This window comes from Achromobacter aegrifaciens, assembly GCF_902859965.1.
Classification (GTDB): Bacteria; Pseudomonadota; Gammaproteobacteria; order Burkholderiales; family Burkholderiaceae_B; genus Achromobacter; species Achromobacter aegrifaciens.
Window position 1 is genome coordinate 1 of the sequence record NZ_CADIKO010000008.1, and the last position, 18290, is coordinate 18290.

Below are 18290 nucleotides of genomic sequence, written 5' to 3' on the forward strand. Positions count from 1 at the left end.
AGGTGTGGGCCACTTCGATGCCGGCCAGCACGCCGATGATGCCGTCGAAACGGCCCCCGGCCATCACGGTGTCGCAATGCGAGCCGGTGGCGATGGGCTTGCGCGCGGGATCGCGCCCGGCCAGCGTGCCTATCAGGTTGCCGCCGGCGTCCAGGCGGGTCGCCAGGCCCGCGGCCTCGAACTCGCTGCGCAGCCAGGCGCGGGCCTCGTCGAACAGCGGCGAGAATGCGCGGCGCGTCCAGGGGACGTCGGGCAGGGTGAAACGGGAAAGGGTTTCGACGCGGGCCCAGAGGCGCTCGGCGTTCAGGGGAGGAAAAGCGTGTGGCATGAGACTTCCTGAAAATACGCCAGGAATTATGGCATGCGTGCCTGCAAGGTCTGGCTGCGTGGCGCATCCAGGAACAGCGCCACCACCGCAGCGCAGGCCAGGGTGATAGCGATTAGCGCGTGCAGCAGTTGGCGGAAGGCGTCGTCATAAGCCTGGCGCAACAGGGCCGGGGCCGCGCCGGGCTGATGGACCAGGGCTTGCGCCATGTCGCCGGCTGCGAGGTATTGCGCGGCGGCGCCTGGATCCGCGCCGAGCCGGTGGGCGATCAAGAAGGTCAGCAAGGCGTTGACGCTGGCCAGCGCGATGCCTTCACCGGCCACGCGGGTGGTGCTGAAGATGCCGGCGGCCATGCCGGCCCGCTCGGGCGGCGCGACGCTCATGGACAGGCCGTCCATCAGGCCCCAGGGCAGGCCGGTGCCTGCGCCGATCAGCAGCATGGGCCAGAGCGCGGCCTGGGGCGCGTGTTCCATCCCGATGCGGCTGAGCCAGTACAGGCCCAGGGCTGCGGCCAGCAGGCCCAGCGCGCAACTGCGGCCCGCGCTCATCCAGCGCATGGTCCAGACGGCGACCGCCGGCATGAAGAGCAGCGGCGCGGACAGGGCCGCCATCGCCAATCCTGCGCTGGCTTCGCTGCGCCCCTCGATGCCGATGAAGCGGATCGGCAGCAACACCAGCAGCACCACATAGCAATAGCAGGTGGCTACGGGCAGCATCTGCACGCCGACAAAGCGCGGATAGCGCAGCAGCGTCAGGTCCAGCATCGGCCGGCGCACGCGGCGCTCGATCGCGACGAAGGCCAGCAGGCACAGCGCCGCAGCGGCCAGCAGCCTCCAGGCAAGCGCGGACGCGCCGCGCGTGGCAGGCATTTCCAGGATGCCCCAGGTCAATAGCGCCAGCGCGCCGGTGAAGGTCAGGCTGCCCGCCCAGTCCAGCGGACCCGCTTGCGGGTCCCGCGATTCCTGCATCCGGGGCAGGGCGACGGCCAGCGCCAGCGCGCCGACGGCGGCGCTCGACAAGAAGACCGAGCGCCAGCCCAGGCTGTCGATCAGCAGGCCGGCCAGCATCGGCCCCAGCGCCAGGCCCGCGCCGAAACTGGCGCCGAGCAGGCCGAAGGCGCGGGGGCGCGCCGGACCAGGGCAGGCGTGCGCCAGGGACGCCGAACCGCCGGCCAGGGCTGCGGCGGCGCCCGCGCCTTGCAGCGCGCGCAGGCCGTCCAGCCAGGCCACAGTGGGTGCGAACGCCAGCGCAACCGATACCAGCGCGAACAAGGCCACGCCAGCCACGAACAAACGCTTGCGGCCATAGGCGTCGGCCAGCGTGCCTGCCGCCATCAGCAGGCTGCCGAAGCTCAGCATGAAGGCGTTGGTGATCCAGCCGAGCGCCTGGGCGTGGCCGCCCAGATCGCGGCCGATGGCGGGGGTGGCGATGGCGCCGCCGGAAAAGCTCAAGGGCAGGATCAGGGCGGCCGTGCAGACGGCAAACATGGTCCAGCCAGGGGAAACGGGAACTGAGGTAGAGGAAGGCATCGACGAATCAGGTTGGAATAGCCGGGATAGGCGTCGATGAAGGATAAAATCGCGTCAATAAAACAAAAATGCCGCGTATTTCCTATCTAAGCGGATAAATATTCCTTAATGGAGCGGAAATGGACAGCCTGAGCGGAATACATGCCTTCGTCCACGCCGCGCAGCGCGGCAGCTACGTCGCGGCCGCCGAGCATCTGGGCCTGTCGGCCTCGGCGGTGGGCAAGAGCGTGGCGCGGCTGGAGGACAGGCTGGGCGTGCGCCTGCTCAACCGCAGTACGCGGCGCATCAGCCTGACCGAAGCGGGCGCGCTCTATCTGGAGCGCTGCCTGCGCATCGTGCACGAGCTGGATGAGGCCGAAGCCGAGGTGACGCAGGGCCGCGAAGCGCCGCGCGGGCGGTTACGGGTCAGCGTGCCGGCCATCGGCTACCGCTTGTTGCTGCCGCTGCTGCCTGAATTCACCCGCCTTTATCCGGAGATCGAACTCGACCTGGACTTCAACGACCGCATCGTCGACGTGATCGGCGAGGGGCTGGACGCAGTGATACGCAGCGGGGACTTCGCTGACTCGCGCCTCAGGGCGCGGCCGCTGGGGCCGTATCGATTTGTGGTGGCGGGCGCGCCCGCCTATCTGGCCGCGCATGGCGCGCCGCGCACGCCGGACGACCTGGATGGCCACGCCAGGCTGGCCTATCGCTATCCGGGCTCGGGCCAGGCGCAGCACTGGCAGTTCCGCGACGGGCCACTCGCGCCGCAGCCCGCGGCGTTGACCTTCAATAGTGTCGAGGCGCTGATCGGCGCGGCACAGGCCGGGCTGGGTCTGGCCTACCTGCCGGACTTCGCGCTGCGGGCGGCTTTGGACGAAGGCAGGCTCATCACTGTGTTGGACGAGCACCTCGACGCTGGCGGCCGCTTTTCCGTGTTGTGGCCCGACAGCAGGCACCCGCTGCCCAAGCTGCGCGCCTTCGTCGATTTCCTGGCCGAGCGGCTGGGCGCCTAGCGCCTGAGGCGCCAGGAAGGTTCGCGCTTTTCCAGGAACGCGCCGACGCCTTCGCGCGCTTCGTCCGTGCTGCGCACGGCCGCGATGCGTTCCACCGTGTCGGCGATGAGGGCCGCGTCGATCTCCCGGCCGGCGAAATCGCGCACCAGCCGCTTGCTGGCCTGCACCGCGCCGGGGCCGTTGTCGCACAGGGCAAGGCACAGCGCCTCGGCGCGTTGCGCCAGGTCGGCCAGGGGGGCGACGTCGTGCACCAGGCCCAGCCGGAACGCGGTCGCGGCGTCGAAGCGCTCGGCGGTCAGGAAGTAGCGGTTGGCCGCGCGCTCGCCCATGGCGCGCAGCACATAGGGGCTGATGGTGGCGGGCAGCAGCCCCAGCCGTGTTTCCGAAAGGCAGAAGTGCGCGCTGTCCGCGGCGATGGCGATGTCGCAGGCCGACACCAGGCCCATGCCGCCGGCATAGGCGTCGCCGTTGACGCAGGCCACCACCGGCTTGGGGCAGGACCAGATCGCGTGCAGCATGCGGGCCAGCTTGGCCGCGTCGGCGCGGTTTTCGGCGTCGGTCAGCGTGGCCATCTTGCGCATCCAGTTCAGGTCGCCGCCGGCGCAGAAGGCCTTGCCCGCGCCCGTCAGCAGCAGCACGCGCACGGCGGGGTCGTCCACCGCGGCCTGCACTGCGCCGGTCAGGGCGGCGATCAGCGTGTCGTCGAACGCGTTGCGCATGTCGGGGCGGTTCAGAGTCAGGCGGGCGATGGGTCCGTCGTGGGCGATGTCCAGCGGGGCGGGCGTGGTCATTCCGGGTCTCCAGTTTTCTTGATTCAGGCTCAACAAAGCGGCGGGACTAGCGGTCGATTCTAGGTTGAAATTTCTGTTCCGGCCATCGAATCGGAACAAATATTGAGTTATCCTCAAAAAAAATAATGGAGCGAGACATGAGCCAGAAAGCAGGCGGCGTGGCCGCCGGCCAACGCTACGCGTCGGTATTCCGGCCGGGGCTGTATCAGGGCAAGACCATCGTCGTGACCGGGGGCGGCAGCGGGCTGGGCCGCTGCACCGCGCACGAGCTGGCGTCGCTGGGTGCGAGCCTGGCGCTGGTAGGGCGCAAGCTCGACAAGCTGCAGGCGGCGCAGGACGAAATCTGCCGGATCTACCCCGAGGCCAGCGGCTGCATCAGTCTGCACGCCTGCGACATCCGCGACGAGGCCGGCGTGCGCGGCGCGGTTGCCGATGCGCTGGCGCGGCATGGCGCCATCGACGGCCTGTTCAATTGCGCGGGCGGCCAGTTCCCGGCGCCGCTGGACCGCATCAGCTACAACGGCTGGAACGCGGTGGTGCAGAACAATCTGCACGGCACCTTCCTGATGTCGCGCGAGGTCTACACCCAGCACATGCGCCAGCACGGCGGGGCCATCGTCAACATGCTGGCCGACATCTGGGGCGGCATGCCGGGCATGGGGCATTCGGGCGCGGCGCGCGCGGGCGTCTGGAACCTGACCGAAACCGCGGCCTGCGAATGGGCCCATGCAGGCGTGCGCGTCAACGCGGTGGCGCCGGGCTGGATCGCTTCCAGCGGCATGGACAGCTACGACGAGGACTACCGCGCCGTGCTGCGCGAATTGCGCACCAAGGTGCCGCTGCAGCGCTTCGGCACCGAGGCCGAGCTGGCGGCGGCGGTCGTGTTCCTGCTGTCGCCGGCCGCGGCCTTCATCAACGGCAGCGTCATCCGGGTGGATGGCGGCGTGCCCAATGCCCGCCATTCCTGGACCCTGGCGCCCGCCGAGCGGGGCGAAGCCTACAACGGTTTTCCTCAGTACGAGCCGCCGTCCTTGTTTTCCGACGATTGAAGCCGATGCAGGGCGTCCCGCACTTCGCCGCGGAATTGCGCCAGCGCCAGGGCGTCCTGCGCGGGCGGCTGCAGCGCCTGCCACAGGAAGCCGACCAACTGGTCGGCGGTGGCGGCCACGTTCACCCGTGCGCCGCGCAGGATGGCGTCCCACAGCACATGCTCCATCGGCCCGTAGACGGCCGAGCGCAAGAGCCGCAGCGGCATGTCGCGGCGGATGTCGCCGTCGGCCTGGCCCTGGGCCAGGATGCCCATCAGCGGCGCGGTGTAGCGGCGCTGCAGGCCCGCGTAGACATCGCCGAAATCGTCGTTGCGCGCGCGCCCTTCGGACAGGATGAAGGCGCACAGCCCGGTGCCTTCGGCCAGCAGGTGGCGCAGGTGCGCATGCACCAGGAAATGCAGCCGGGCCCGCGCGCCGTGCACGTGGGGCAGGCTGTCCTCGACCTTGGCGATGATCTCGTCGTACCAGTCGCTGATCACCCGCACGCACAGTTCGCGCTTGCCGCCGAAATAAGTGAACACCGTGGCTTCGGACACGCCCAGGCGCTGCGCGATCTCGGTGGTGGTGGCCGCCTGGAAGCCGGCTTCGGAGAAGACCTGGCGGGCGACGCGCAGGATGTCGCGGATGCGCTGTTCGGATTTGGCGCTGGCCGGCGGTCGGCGCATCGGGACGGTGGCGGCTTTTTCCATGCGGGGGGAGTGGGCTGCGGGGGGACGGGGGCTTATTATTGAGCCAGGGTCAAGTTTGAGGCAAGACGTTACATCGCTGGCGCCGGGCGCCGGCGCGTTCGACAACAACATCAGAGACAAACCATGCTGTCCAGAGCCGATTCCTACGCGCAGCTCGCGTCCCAATTCCAATGGCAGGTGCCTGCGGCCTACAACATCGGCGTCGACGCCTGCGACAAATGGGCCGACGGCAGCGGCCGGCTGGCGCTGATCTACGAGCAGAGCGACGGCGCGCAATCGCGCTACACCTTTGATCAGATCAAGACGCTGTCCAACCGCCTGGCGCACAGCCTGGAGCGCCACGGCGTCAAGTGCGGCGACCGCGTTGCCGTCTACCTGCCGCAGGCGCCCGAAACGGCGGTAACCCATATCGCGGTCTACAAGATGGGCGCGGTGGCTGTGCCCTTGTTCACGCTGTTCGGCGTGGACGCGATCCAGTACCGCCTGGCCAACAGCGGCGCGGCCGCGCTGGTGACCGACGCCGAAGGCTGCCGCAAGCTGCGCGAGATTCGCGCCGGCCTGCCCGACCTGAAGGTGGTCTATTGCATCGACCAGGACTGCCCGGACGACGCCGTGCCTTTTCACGCTGCGCTGGCCGCGGAATCCGAGGATTACACGCCGGTGGCGACGGCGGCCGACGACCCGGCCGTCATCATCTATACGTCGGGCACCACCGGCAAGCCCAAGGGCGCGCTGCACGCGCACCGGGTGCTGCTGGGCCATCTGCCGGGCGTGGAGATGTCGCACGAATTCTTCCCGGAGAATGCCGCGTTGATGTGGACGCCGGCCGACTGGGCCTGGATCGGCGGCCTGCTGGACGTGCTGCTGCCGTCCTGGCACCACGGCGTGCCGGTGCTGGCGCGCCGCTTCGAGAAGTTCGACGGCGCCAGCGCCTTCGAGCTGATGGCGCGCCATGGCGTGACCCACACCTTCCTGCCACCCACCGCGCTGAAGATGATGCGCGGCGCCGAGCTGCCGGCCGGCGCCGGCGCGCTGGCGCTGCGCTCGGTCGCCAGCGGCGGCGAGTCGCTGGGGGCGGAACTCATAGACTGGGGCCGGCGCGTGCTGGGCGTGACCATCAACGAGTTCTACGGCCAGACCGAATGCAACATGCTGGTGTCGTCCTGCTCGTCCCTGTTCGACCCCTGCATCGGCGCCATCGGCCGCGCTGCGCCGGGCCACCGCGTCGCTATTGTGGATGAGCGGGGCGTCGAAGTGGCCGATGGACAGGAGGGCAACATCGGCGTATTGCGCCCGGATCCCGTCATGTTCCTGGGCTATTGGAACAACCCCGAGGCCACCGCCGAAAAGTTCGCGGGCGACTACCTGCTGACCGGCGACCAGGGCGTGCGCGACGCGCAGGGCTTCATCCGCTTCGTCGGCCGTAACGACGACGTCATCACCAGCGCCGGCTACCGCATCGGCCCCGGCCCCATCGAGGACTGCCTGATCGGCCACCCCGCCGTGCGCATGGCCGCGGTGGTGGGCGTGCCGGACGCCCAGCGCACCGAGATCGTGATGGCCTATGTGGTGCTGAACGAAGGTTATGCAGGGGATGACGCGTTGGTGAAGGAATTGCAGGCCCACGTGCGCAAGCGCCTGGCGGCCCACGAGTATCCGCGCGCGATCCGTTTTGTAACCAGTTTGCCGACCACCGCCACCGGCAAGATCATCCGCCGCGAGCTGCGCGACGGCAGCTACGCCTGACCGGTCTCAACCGGTGACAATGTCGTCCAAGAGGATGGGTTGACGGGCAGCCAGCCGCTGCAAGTATGATGGCGCAAATTGATACGGCCCCATGCCAATTGGGGCCGTATCACCATTAGCCTTACTAGTATGGAGATAAACCCCGATGAATAAGCCTTTGGATGGGGGATTGGCAGCCTTGAACGTGCCTGCCTATGTGAAGCACCGCGGCCTGATCGACTGGGTCGCCAGCTTTGTGGCGCTGGCCAAGCCGGACCAGGTCGTGTGGTGCGACGGTTCCCAGGAAGAATATGACCGGCTGTGCGAACAGATGGTCCAGGCGGGCACCATGCGCAGGCTGAACCCCGCCAAGCGGCCTAATTCCTTCCTGGCGTGCTCGGATCCTTCCGACGTCGCCCGCGTTGAGGACCGCACCTTCATTTGCTCCGATCGCGCCGAGGATGCCGGCCCGACCAACAACTGGGCCGAACCCGCCGCCATGCGCGAGACGCTCAACGGCCTGTTCGACGGCGCCATGCGCGGCCGCACGCTGTATGTCGTGCCGTTCTCGATGGGCCCGCTGGGTTCGGACATCGCGCACATCGGCGTGGAACTGTCCGACAGCCCCTACGTAGCCGTGAACATGCGCATCATGACGCGCATGGGAAAGCAGGTCTATGACGTGCTGGGCGCCGACGGCGACTTCGTGCCCTGTGTGCATTCGGTGGGCAAGCCGCTGGCCGCAGGCGAGGCCGACGTGGCCTGGCCGTGCAACCCGACCAAGTACATCGTCCACTTCCCCAAGACCCGCGAAATCTGGAGCTTCGGCTCGGGCTACGGCGGCAACGCGCTGCTGGGCAAGAAGTGCTTCGCGCTGCGCATCGCGTCCACCATGGGCCGCGACCAGGGCTGGCTGGCCGAACACATGCTGATCCTTGGCGTGACCTCGCCCAAGGGCCGCAAGTACCACGTGGCGGCCGCCTTCCCGTCGGCCTGCGGCAAGACCAACTTCGCCATGCTGATCCCGCCCCAGGGCATGGACGGCTGGAAGGTCACCACCATCGGCGACGACATCGCCTGGATCAAACCCGGCAAGGACGGTCGCCTGCACGCCATCAACCCGGAAGCCGGCTACTTCGGCGTGGCCCCGGGCACCAGCGAGCAGACCAACTTCAACGCCATGGCCACGCTCAAGGCCAACGTCATCTTCACCAACGTGGCGCTCACCGATGACGGCGACGTCTGGTGGGAAGGCATGACGGACGAGCCGCCGGCGCACCTGATCGATTGGCAGGGCCAGGACTGGACGCCCGCCATTGCGCGCGAAACCGGCCGCAAGGCGGCGCACCCGAACGCGCGCTTCACCGCGCCGGCTGCGCAATGCCCGTCCATCGACCCCGAATGGGAGAACCCCGAAGGCGTGGTCATCGACGCCTTCATCTTCGGTGGCCGCCGCTCCACCACCGTGCCGCTGGTCACCGAAGCCCGCAACTGGGTCGAAGGCGTCTACATGGCCGCCACCATGGGCTCGGAAACCACCGCCGCCGCTGCCGGCCAGCAGGGCGTGGTGCGCCGCGATCCCTTCGCCATGCTGCCGTTCTGCGGCTACAACATGAGCGACTACTTCAGCCACTGGCTGAAGCTGGGCAAACAGCTGGAAGCCGCCGGCGCCACCTTGCCGCGCATCTACTGCGTCAACTGGTTCCGCAAGGGTCCGGACGGCAAGTTCGTCTGGCCGGGGTTCGGCGACAACATGCGCGTGCTGCGCTGGATGCTGGGCCGCATCGACGGCCAGTCCAAGGGCGTGGACCAGGTGTTCGGCATTTCGCCGAGCTACCAGGACATCGACTGGACGGGCCTGGAGTTCAGCCCGGACAAGTTCGAGCAGGTCATGTCGGTGGACGCCGCCGCCTGGCGCGACGAACTGGCATTGCACCAGGAGCTCTTCGCCCAGCTCAAGCAGGGCCTGCCCGAAGACCTGCCGGCCACCAAGGCCAGCATCGAAGGCCGCCTGGCGGCCTGAGGCCGGGCGTCGTGAGGGTGTCTGGCGCTGGCGCTCGTCAGGCGTCTGACACCCCATGGGAAGCTTGCGCAGGTTGAGACGGATCCGCCCGGTTGCCAGACGGCCGGACGGAGCCGGCTTCCGGCACGGCCGCGTGCTGTTTTTTGCGGCACAATCACCCCATGAAACTCGACGCTGAAGACCTCGCCAAGATCAGTTCGCTGACCGTCGCGCACTACCAAGAGAACGCGGATTCGTTCGAGGCCGGCACGCGCGACCACGACGTCAGCCAGAACATCGCGGCGCTCCTGCGCTACATCGAAGGCGAACCTCCCTACGACATCCTGGATTTCGGCTGCGGGCCGGGCCGTGATCTGAAAACGTTCGCGGCCCTGGGCCATCGCGCGGTCGGCCTGGACGGCACGCCGCGCTTCGTCGAGATGGCGCGGCAGGCTACTGGCTGCGAGGTCTGGCAGCAGGACTTTCTGCGCCTGGCCCTGCCGCCGGCGCGCTTCGACGGCATCTTTGCCAACGCCGCCTTGTTCCACGTGCCTGGCCAGGAGCTGCCGCAAGTGCTGCGCGCCTTGCATGGCGCGCTCAAGCCGCGCGGCGTGCTGTTCAGCTCCAACCCGCGCGGTGGCAACCAGGAAGGCTGGAACCGCGGGCGCTATGGCGCCTACCATGACCTGGAAGGCTGGAGCGCGCTGCTGACGGCGGCCGGCTTCGAGGAACTTGAACATTACTACCGGCCGCAGGGCCTGCCGCGCGAGCAGCAGCCCTGGCTGGCCAGCGTCTGGCGGCGCACGGCGTAGTTCAGGCGGCCTGGATGGTCCAGGGCGCGTCCGGCAGATCGATCACTTCGCAATCCACCGTGGGGCCTGCGCGTTCCAGCACGGCGAATTCGCCGTCCGCCAGCGCCATCAAGGGGTGATGCCAGACATCCCGGCGCAGCGTGATGCCCACGCCCGCGCCCGCCATGAAGGCGCGCAGCGTGGCCAGGTCCGGCGCCTCTGCGCCCAGCGCAACCAACACCACATAAGGCGTGCCCGCCAGCGGCAAGAAGGTCTGGCTGCCCAGCCTGTGGCGTTCCAGGATGCGGGCGGCAAAGGGCAGGGCGATCGCCTGCGCGCGGAATACCGACAGCGATGGCCGGCCGCCCGCGTCCAGCAGATCGGGCTCGCCCATTTCCACGCGCAGCGAGGTGCCCGCATTGATCGAGCGGCCGGCGCGGCCGGCGCTGCTGACGACCTCGCCATAGGGTGCGAACGCCGCAGCGGCCAGAGGCTGCGCTATCAGGGTGTGGGCAGCCATCAGAAATTGATCCCCAGCCATTCGCGCACCTGTTCATGCAGGTCGCCGGCAAAATCCTCGGGCGATCCGGAGGCGGTGATTTCGCCCAGGCTCAGCACGTAGATGTGGTTGGACATGGCCACCACGCGCCGCACGTTGTGGTCCACCAGCAGGATGCCCATGCCGGCGTCGGCGAAGGCGCGGATCCATTGGAAGACTTCGGCCGCCACGCGCGGCGCCAGCCCGATGCTGGGTTCGTCGATCAGGCAGACCTGCGGCTGCACCATATAGGCCTTGGCGAATTCCAGCGACTTCTGCTGGCCGCCGGACAGGTTGCCGGCCTGGTCCTTGAGCTTTTCCTTCAGCACCGGAAAGCGCTCCAGCGTTTCAGTAAAGCGCGGCTCCAGCACGTCGCCGTAGCGCTTGCGCCGGCCCTCCAGCGGCAGGCGCAGGTTTTCCTCCACCGTCAGGTAGGGGAACAGGCTGGATTCCTGCGGGATGTACCAGAGGCCGTCGTCGATCATGCGGTGCGGCGGCTGGCCCGAGATATCGCGTCCGGTGCGCGTGACGCGGCCGGACTTGGGTCGCAGGAAGCCGCAGATGGCTTTCATCAGCGTGGACTTGCCCGCGCCGTTCAGGCCGATCAGGCCGCTGATGCGGCCGGCCTGCACCGTGAGCGAGACGTTGCGCAGCACGTCGATGTCGCCCATGTAGCCCGCGGTCACGCCTTCCATGGCGAGCAGCGTGTCAGGCATGGTCCTGCTCCTCTTGTCCCGGTTCGCCCAGATAGGCTTCGATCACCGCGGGTTCGCGCAGCACCTGCTGCGTGGGGCCGTCGGCCAGCACGCGGCCGGCGTTCATGCACACCGAGCGCGCACATAGGTCCACCACCACCGGCATGTCGTGGCTGACCAGGATGAAGGTCTGGCCGCTCTGGTTGCGGCGGCGGATGAATTCCGACATGGTTTCCTTCATGACCGGGTGCACCGCGGCGAAGGGTTCGTCCAGCAGCGCGATGCGCGGCGGCGCCATGAAGCAGGCGCCGAACTCCAGCAGCTTTTTTTGCCCGCCCGACAACTGCCCCGCGTCCAGGTGCATGACGTGGGTCAGCTTGAGCTCGTCCAGCAGTTCCAGCGCGCGGCGGCTGGCGGCCGCCTCGTCCAGGCCCATGGCCAGCCCGCATACGATCAGGTTGTCGTAGGCGCTTACCCGGTTGAAGACGCGGGTCATCTGGAACATGCGCAGCACGCCCAGCCGCGTCAGTCGCGTGGGGTTCAGCCCCATCACGCTGCGGCCGTCCAGCAGCACCTGGCCCGCGTCCGCCGCCAGGTGGCCGGACAGCACGTTGAGCAGGGTGGTCTTGCCGGAGCCGTTGGGGCCGATCAGCCCCAGCAGTTCGCCATCGGCGACGTCCATGCCCGCGCCGTTCACGGCTAGCAGGCCGCCGAAACGCTTTTGTATTCCGGATATCTGCAGCAGTGGCATCAGGCCCCCCTGGCGCTGGCGCGGGCGTCGCCGGAGCGGCGCAGGATAGCGCGGCGCGCCAGGCCCCACAGCCCTTCACGGAAGAAGCGCGCGAAAATGATGACCAGCAGCGCGAACACGATCATCTGGATGTTGCCCGCGTCGCGCAGCAATTCCGACGCGACGTAGACCAGCACCGCGCCCAGGAGCGGCCCGACCAGCGTGCCCATTCCGCCGATCACCACCATGGCGATCACCATGCCGGTCTGCGTCACGATGCCGAGTTCCGGGCTGACCAGCTGCGCGAAGGTGCCGTACAGGCCGCCGGCAAAGCCGCAGATGGCGCAGCTGACCAGAAAGGCCAGCGTCTTGTAGCGCACCACGTCGATGCCGCGGCTGGCCGCGCCGATCTCGTCGTCGCGGATGGCCTGCAGGAAACGTCCCGGGCGCGCCCGCAGCAGCAGGAAGATCAGCAGCGTCACCGCCGCCAGCGCGGCCAGGAACAGGTAATAGTTGCCCACGCGGCTTTCCAGCAGCGCTGGCACGTGCAGCCCCTGGTCGCCCCGCGTGAAGTCAATGGAGTTGTAGATCACCAGGCGTACGATCTCGGCGAAGGACAGCGTGGTCAGCGCCAGGTAGGGGCCCGACAGCCGCAGCACGATGCGGCCCAGCACCAGGCCGATCAGCCCCGGCACCACCGCGGACAGCGGCAGGCCCAGCCACAGCGGCACCTTCCAGTGATAGGCCAGGAGACCGGTGGTGTAGCCGCCCAGCATGGCGAAGGCGGCCGGCGCCAGCGAGAACTGGCCGGCGTAGCCCGCCAGCAGGTTCCAGCCGCAAGCCAGCATGGCGAAGTACATGCTGACGATCAGCACGCCTAGCCAGTACGGCGAGGACACGCCCAGCGGCAGCAGCGCCAGCACGGCCAGGAACGCCAGCGACAGGCGCATTTCCTGGGTCAGCTTGTTGCGCAGCAGATTGGGATGGGCCAGCGGATCCATGTTCAGACCTCCCGCGCGCGTTCGCCGAACAGGCCCTTGGGCCGGAACAGCAGGATCAGGATCAGCAAGGCCAGGCCGAAGGTGTCGCGGTAGTCATAGGACAGGTAGACCGCGCCGAAGCTCTCCAGCACGCCCAGCGCCAGCGCCGCGACGATACTGCCGGGAATCGAGCCCATGCCGCCTATCACCACGATCACATAGGACTTGATGGCCGGAAACGCGCCCACGTCCGGCGCCGGATTGATGACCGGCGCCAGCAGCGCCCCGGCCAGCGCCGCCAGCACGCCGGAGGCCATGAAGATGATGCTGCTGGCGCGCGCGGTGTCGATGCCGGCAATAGAGGCGCCCAGCCGGTTCTGCGCTACCGCCTGCACCTGCCGGCCCCACAGCGAACGCTTGATGAAGAGCGCCAGCCCGATCAGCAGCACGATGGACAGGCCGGCAGTGATCAGCTTCTGCCCGCTCATCATGAAAGGACCGACCGCCATGCGCGTCACGTCCGACAGCGCCGGGCCGCGCATGGGGTAGGGGCCCACGACCTTGTCCACCAGGTTGATCAGCAGCAGCGACAGCCCGAAGGTGACCACCACCGCGTACTCGTCCTTCATCAGCCCCCAGGAGCCGTAGCCCGCGTACAGCGGACGCATCAGCCAGCGTTCCGTGGCCCAGCCCAGCAGCGCGCCGGCGGCGGCGGCCACGGGTAGCGCCAGCCACGGCGGCACGCCCAGGGCCAGCGAGACCAGGGTGTAGGTGTAGGCGCCTATCATGTAGAACTCGCCATGGGCGAAGTTCACGACCTTCAGGATGCCGAAGATCATGGTCAGGCCGACCGCCATCAGCGCGTAGTACAGGCCGATGATCAGGCCGTTGACGAACAGGTCCAATGCCAGCACTCGATTCTCCCTGGCGCCGGGGCGGGGCCCGGCGTGTTGCAGTCATGCTGTGGAGGCGATCCGGTACTTTTGCCGAGGGCGGCGCCCCCGCTTTGGGGGCGCATTCTCTTTATTTGGCCGGTTTGACCAGCTTTTCGACCTGCAGCGGCTGGCCCGTGGCCTGGATCAGCGTGGTCTTGCTCAGCGGCTGGTCGACTTCGGTCAACTGGTAGGTGACGTAGGGGATGTCGACCCACTGCTGGTAGGTGTAGCCCGGCTGCTGCGAGAAGCTGAACTTGCCGCGCACGCCTTCGAACTGCATGCCCTGCAGCGCCTTGATGATGGCGGCGCTGTCGGTGGACTTGGCCTCTTCGATCGCGCGGGCGATCAGGAGCACCGAGTCCGCGGCCTGGAAGATGAGGCGGTTGGGTTCGGTCTTGGCCTGCTTCTGGTAGGTGGCGGCCACGTCCATGCCTATCTGCGGCATGGGCATCTGCGGGTGGTACAGGCCGAAGGCCAGCATGTACTTGCCGGCTTCCTTCACGTTCTTCCAGAAGTCCGGATAGTCGGCGATGCCGGCGCCGTCGTAGAACCAGGTCTTGGCGCTGGGCGCCACGCCTTGTTCGTACAACTGGTTCATCAGGATGTAGGCGGCCGGCGGCAGCATGATGTTGACCACCAGGTCCGGCGGGCTTGCGCGCAACGGCAGCACGGCCGGCGTGAAGTCCTTGCCGGCGCGGTCCAGCGCCACGTACTTGTACTGGGTCTGCGGCGCGGCCTTCTTGAGGAATTCGCCCAGCAGCTTGGCCTGGCCGATGCCGTAGTCGGTGTTCTCGGCGAAGGCGACCACGCTTTTGACCTTCAGCGCCGCGATGGTGTCGGCCATGGCGCTTGAGACGCGGGTGTTGTAGTTGGCCGGATTGAAGACTTCCGGATAGCCCTTGGCGCGCACGTCGTCGGACCAGCAGTTGGTGTTGACGTAGGGCACCTTGTAGCGGTGCGCGACCTCGATTTCGGCCAGGCAGACCGAGCTCTGGTGACCGCCAGTGACGGCTACCACCTTGTCGCGCGAGATCAGTTTCTCGGCCGCCGCGCGGCCCTTTTCCGGAATGCCCTGGTTGTCTTCGTAGATGATCTTCAGCGGCCGGCCCAGCACGCCGCCCTTGTCGTTGATCATCTTGGCGATGATTTCCACGCCGTCCTTCACCTGGGTGCCTTGCACCACCGACCCGGGCGGGGACTGCGCGATGCTCACGCCGATGACGACGGGATCGGCGCCATGGGCGGCGGAGGCGAGTACGACCGCGGATACGGCTGCGGCTAAGCGGAGCAGTTTCATCGTGGTTTCCTTCTGGAAAGGAGGTGCGGCGATGCCGCCGCTCGCGCAGGCGAGGCGTCGGCGGGCGGGAACTCTGCTCGTTTGTAATCCTGTAGTACCGGTCTGACCAGTTAGGGCTTACCAGCATCGGGCCGGCGTTGGCGCCGGCCCGGCAGGGGGGCGTCAGGCCGCCAGCAGGTTTTCGATGCGGGCGGCGGTGTTCAGCACGCGCCAGTCGGCGCCGCGCGCGCCCGCGATCTGCAGCCCCAGCGGCAGGCCGTTGCGGCCGCTGCCGCAGGGCAGCGTCAGCGCCGGCATGCCGGTCAGGTTGAAGGGCATGGTGAGGCCGGTGACGGCCGTGTGCAGCGGCACTTCGCGGCCTGCGATGTTGACCGCGCCCGCACCGGAGCGCGGCGGCTCGATGCGCAGCGTGGGGGTGACCAGCACGTCCACCGACTGCATCGCCTGGTCGAACATATGCGCCAGCGCGGCGCGGCCGCGCTGCGCCCGCGTGTACCAGGTGGCGGGGAAGAACTGGCCGATCTCCAGGCGCACGCGCACGTCGTCGCCCAGCGTCTCGGGCTGGTCGATCAGCCGGCGCCAGTGGATGTCGGTGGCTTCGCTGCACAGGGTGGCGAATTGCAGCGCCGCGCTGTGCTCGACGCCCGGCAGGTCCAGCGGCACCAGCGTGGCGCCGTCGGCCTGCATCCGCGCCAGGGCATGGTTGACCGCCTGCGCCACGTCCTCGGCCAGCGGGTCGTAGAAGTAATTGCGCGGCACGCCCACGCGCAGGCCGGTCAGCGCGCCGGCGCTGACGGTGCGTTCGGCCTGGCCCGACATGATGGAATAGGCCAGGGCGGCGTCGGCCACGCTGGCGGCGATGGGCCCAAGGTGGTCCAGGCTTGCGCCCAGCGCCTGCGCACCGTCGCGCGAGATGGCGTCGAAGGTGGGCTTGAAGCCGACCACGCCGCAGCAGGCGGCGGGGATGCGGATGGAGCCCGCGGTGTCGGTGCCGACGGCCAGGCGGACGATGCCGGCGGCCACCGCCGCGGCCGATCCGCCGCTGGAGCCGCCCGCGGTGTAGCCCGCCCCGCGGGGATTGCCGACCCAGCCGTAATGGGGATTTTCGCTGGTGATGCCGTAGGCCAGCTCGTGCAGGTTGGTCGTGCCCACCACCAGCGCGCCGGCTTCGCGCAGCCGCGCCACGGCCAGCGCATCGTGCAGCGCGGGCGGCGGTTTCAGGCCGCCGCTGCCGTTGGTCTGGGGAAAGCCCGCGACCTGCATCAAGTCCTTGACGGCGATCGGCACGCCCATCAGCGGCATGGCCGCGCCTTCACGCAGCCGGCGCGCGGCGGCTGCCGCAGCGCCGTCCAGCGCCGGGGTGTCGGACAGGCTGATGAAGGCATTCAGGCCGGCCTGCTGCCGGGCCGCGGCCAGCGCGGCGCGGGCGGCGTCGGCGGCGCGCGCCGGGTCCTCGCGGCATTCACGGGCAATGGCGGCGATGCCGCGCGCATGGCGCGACACCGCGACGCCGCGGCCTGCCTGCGCGGCGGGCAGCCGTTCGGCGGGCGCAGCGGGCGGCGGCGCCAGGTAGCCCAGCTCGGCTTCCGGTGCCAGCGAGTCCAGCACGCTGAGTTCGGGCAGGTTGACGCGCAGCCGGTCCAGCCAGGCCTGGCGGCGTTCGGCATAGGGGTAGTCAGCCAGTCGGGCCATGGCGTCGACGGCGCGGGCGAATCGATCGTAGAGGTCGGTCATGAGCGGCGCTATGTACGAGAAAGTGCGTGGGGCCCGCGGCCATGCCGGGGCGCATTGCAGTACGGCTTTATCCTAACCGGTCAGACCAGTTGAATGTCATAATGCCCAGGCAGTATATGGCTGTCAACGCCAAACCGGGGGCGGCCGCGCACCCCTGCCTTGAGAATTCCGCGATGAACACCGTCGAACACATAGCCCAGCAGTTGCAGGCCCGCATCCGCCAGCGCGACTGGGCCGAGGCCGGCAAGCTGCCGGGGCAGCGCCAGCTGGCCGAGGAACTGGGCGTAAGCCGCGCCTCGCTGCGCGAGGCCATCACCATGCTGGAAGGGCTGGGACTGCTGCGCAGCGAAGCCGGCCGCGGCGTGTTCATCGCCCGGCCCGGCGAAAAAGGCCTGGGCAGCGCCTACGGCCGCTGGCGTTTCCAGGGCCGCTATGCCTTGCGTGATGTCTATCTGGTGCGCAACCAGCTGGAGGAGCTGGCAGCCGGCCTGGCCGCGGGCGTCGTCACCCAGGCGGGGCTGGCCCGCCTGCGCGCCACCATCACGCACATGGAACAGGCCGCCGACGCCGGCGACCTGGTGGCCATGTCGGAAGGCGACCGCGCCTTCCACGCCTGCCTGTACGAGATCGCCGGCAGCCCGATGTTGCTGGACCTGGCCGAGAACATCGCGGAAGTGGTGGACGGCAGCCGGCAGGTCGCGTTCGCCGATCCGGCGCGCGTGCGCGAGCCCATCTACGAACACGCGGCCATCATCGACGCGCTGGCTACCGGTTCGGCCGACGCCGCGCGGCGCGCCATGCGCGCCCACATCTGCAACGTGGCCGACCGCGCGGGCCTGTCGCTGACGATCCCGGGCGCCTGAGTCTCCCTACCGCTGTCCGTCGTGCACGGACACGGCTTCCTTGGTCAGCCCGCCCAGCCGCGAATGCACCCGGCCGCCCGTGCCCATGACCAGGGCGAACAGGATCTCGTTGGCGCGCGGCGCATCCTGGATGCCGATCTCGATGCTGTTGAAGTGGCTGCGCACATACGAAGCGTGGATGTAGTGCACCGGCACCATCATGCGGTAGCCGGCCACGGCCACGGCCTTGACGGCGGGCACCATGGCGCGGGGTTCGCCCAGCACGCTGCGCATGGCCCAGCCGCCGGCCTCGTGCCAGACCGCGCCGTGCTCCATTTCACCGTCCAGGCCGACGATGGCGGCCTTGCTGTAGACCTCGATCTGGTCCTTGCCGCCCAGCGTCTCGACCAGCTCGGTCGCCAGCAGCGTGCCCAGGCTGCGCAGTTCGGCCATGAAGGGCATCAGATCCGGCTCGTAGCGGCCAGCGTAGGGATTGCGGATGACGGCGCAGGACGCCGCCAGCTTGAGTGGCCTCTCGGGCGCCGGGCCGTTCTCGTGGTAGGTGGTCTCGAGGATGAGGCAGCGTTTGCGGATATCGATCAGCGACATGCGGGGAATTCCTGGTAGCAGTTGAAAGAGG

General features: G+C 68.6%; 17 protein-coding genes and 1 pseudogene. 6 read left to right on the forward strand and 12 right to left on the reverse strand.

All coding sequences use genetic code 11. The features are described from left to right. Together HV793_RS30035 and HV793_RS30040 are read right to left on the reverse strand one after the other, a co-directional pair. Nucleotides 1-328 (reverse strand): annotated as a pseudogene (locus tag HV793_RS30035) (Zn-dependent hydrolase); the annotation flags it as partial. Between the two features lie 26 nt (nucleotides 329-354). Then, complete coding sequence (locus tag HV793_RS30040; RefSeq protein ID WP_244958711.1) at nucleotides 355-1812, reverse strand: MFS transporter; 1458 nt, start codon at nucleotides 1810-1812, stop codon at nucleotides 355-357. A gap of 161 nt (nucleotides 1813-1973) precedes the next feature. Here HV793_RS30040 and HV793_RS30045 point away from each other — a divergent pair, with 161 nt between their 5' ends. Next, a complete protein-coding gene (locus tag HV793_RS30045) occupies nucleotides 1974-2852 on the forward strand; it encodes a LysR family transcriptional regulator (RefSeq protein ID WP_119449099.1) in 879 nt (292 codons plus the stop codon). On the opposite strand, the gene HV793_RS30050 is transcribed toward HV793_RS30045, so the two are convergent. Then, nucleotides 2849-3643 (reverse strand): enoyl-CoA hydratase/isomerase family protein, encoded by a 795-nt coding sequence (locus HV793_RS30050; protein WP_054459131.1) that lies wholly within the window; start codon nucleotides 3641-3643, stop codon nucleotides 2849-2851. The genes HV793_RS30045 and HV793_RS30050 overlap by 4 nt on opposite strands. Before the next feature lie 137 nt (nucleotides 3644-3780). Between HV793_RS30050 and HV793_RS30055 the strand changes: the two genes are divergently transcribed. Beyond that, on the forward strand, nucleotides 3781-4692 hold the full coding sequence (locus HV793_RS30055) for an SDR family oxidoreductase (RefSeq protein WP_175214410.1): 912 nt from the start codon (nucleotides 3781-3783) through the stop codon (nucleotides 4690-4692). Here HV793_RS30055 and HV793_RS30060 read toward each other — a convergent pair. Then, entirely contained in the window at nucleotides 4656-5381 is a 726-nt protein-coding gene (locus tag HV793_RS30060; protein WP_125473651.1) for a TetR/AcrR family transcriptional regulator, read from the reverse strand. The two genes, HV793_RS30055 and HV793_RS30060, sit on opposite strands and share 37 nt — an antisense overlap. 123 nt (nucleotides 5382-5504) lie before the next feature. Between HV793_RS30060 and HV793_RS30065 the strand changes: the two genes are divergently transcribed. From HV793_RS30065 to HV793_RS30075, 3 genes are all read left to right on the forward strand, one after another. Beyond that, nucleotides 5505-7127, forward strand: a complete 1623-nt coding sequence (locus tag HV793_RS30065; RefSeq protein ID WP_175214411.1) for an acyl-CoA synthetase — start codon at nucleotides 5505-5507, stop codon at nucleotides 7125-7127. 145 nt (nucleotides 7128-7272) lie between these two features. Continuing rightward, nucleotides 7273-9129 (forward strand): phosphoenolpyruvate carboxykinase (GTP), encoded by a 1857-nt coding sequence (locus HV793_RS30070; protein WP_054459137.1) that lies wholly within the window; start codon nucleotides 7273-7275, stop codon nucleotides 9127-9129. Nucleotides 9130-9290: 161 nt separating this feature from the next. Further along, entirely contained in the window at nucleotides 9291-9920 is a 630-nt protein-coding gene (locus HV793_RS30075) for a class I SAM-dependent methyltransferase (protein WP_175214412.1), read from the forward strand. 1 nt (nucleotide 9921) lies between these two features. On the opposite strand, the gene HV793_RS30080 is transcribed toward HV793_RS30075, so the two are convergent. The 7 genes from HV793_RS30080 to HV793_RS30110 all read right to left on the reverse strand — a co-directional run bounded on the left by HV793_RS30080 (nucleotide 9922) and on the right by HV793_RS30110 (nucleotide 16808). Beyond that, the gene (locus HV793_RS30080; protein ID WP_175214413.1) at nucleotides 9922-10419 is read right to left on the reverse strand and encodes an ureidoglycolate lyase; all 498 of its coding nucleotides are present in this window, start codon (nucleotides 10417-10419) and stop codon (nucleotides 9922-9924) included. Then, a complete protein-coding gene (locus HV793_RS30085; protein WP_175214414.1) occupies nucleotides 10419-11153 on the reverse strand; it encodes an ABC transporter ATP-binding protein in 735 nt (244 codons plus the stop codon). Before HV793_RS30085 ends, HV793_RS30080 begins: the two co-directional genes overlap by 1 nt. Continuing rightward, nucleotides 11146-11883 (reverse strand): ABC transporter ATP-binding protein, encoded by a 738-nt coding sequence (locus HV793_RS30090; protein WP_054459145.1) that lies wholly within the window; start codon nucleotides 11881-11883, stop codon nucleotides 11146-11148. Before HV793_RS30090 ends, HV793_RS30085 begins: the two co-directional genes overlap by 8 nt. Then, nucleotides 11883-12863 (reverse strand): branched-chain amino acid ABC transporter permease, encoded by a 981-nt coding sequence (locus HV793_RS30095; protein WP_054459151.1) that lies wholly within the window; start codon nucleotides 12861-12863, stop codon nucleotides 11883-11885. The genes HV793_RS30090 and HV793_RS30095 overlap by 1 nt, the downstream gene beginning before the upstream one ends. A 2-nt stretch (nucleotides 12864-12865) precedes the next feature. Then, the gene (locus HV793_RS30100; RefSeq protein WP_054459153.1) at nucleotides 12866-13756 is read right to left on the reverse strand and encodes a branched-chain amino acid ABC transporter permease; all 891 of its coding nucleotides are present in this window, start codon (nucleotides 13754-13756) and stop codon (nucleotides 12866-12868) included. Nucleotides 13757-13865: 109 nt separating this feature from the next. Next, nucleotides 13866-15074 carry an ABC transporter substrate-binding protein gene (locus HV793_RS30105; RefSeq protein ID WP_054459154.1) on the reverse strand — a complete coding sequence of 403 codons (1209 nt, stop codon included), beginning with the start codon at nucleotides 15072-15074 and terminating at the stop codon, nucleotides 13866-13868. Nucleotides 15075-15236: 162 nt separating this feature from the next. Further along, nucleotides 15237-16808 carry an amidase gene (locus HV793_RS30110; protein WP_175214415.1) on the reverse strand — a complete coding sequence of 524 codons (1572 nt, stop codon included), beginning with the start codon at nucleotides 16806-16808 and terminating at the stop codon, nucleotides 15237-15239. A 173-nt stretch (nucleotides 16809-16981) separates the two neighbouring features. On the opposite strand from HV793_RS30110, the gene HV793_RS30115 reads away from it, so the two are divergent. Further along, nucleotides 16982-17671, forward strand: coding sequence for a FadR/GntR family transcriptional regulator (locus HV793_RS30115; RefSeq protein WP_054459156.1), 690 nt, complete (start codon nucleotides 16982-16984; stop codon nucleotides 17669-17671). Nucleotides 17672-17677: 6 nt separating this feature from the next. Here HV793_RS30115 and HV793_RS30120 read toward each other — a convergent pair whose 3' ends face one another. After that, nucleotides 17678-18259, reverse strand: a complete 582-nt coding sequence (locus HV793_RS30120; protein ID WP_054459160.1) for an amino acid synthesis family protein — start codon at nucleotides 18257-18259, stop codon at nucleotides 17678-17680. Nucleotides 18260-18290 lie beyond the last annotated feature (31 nt).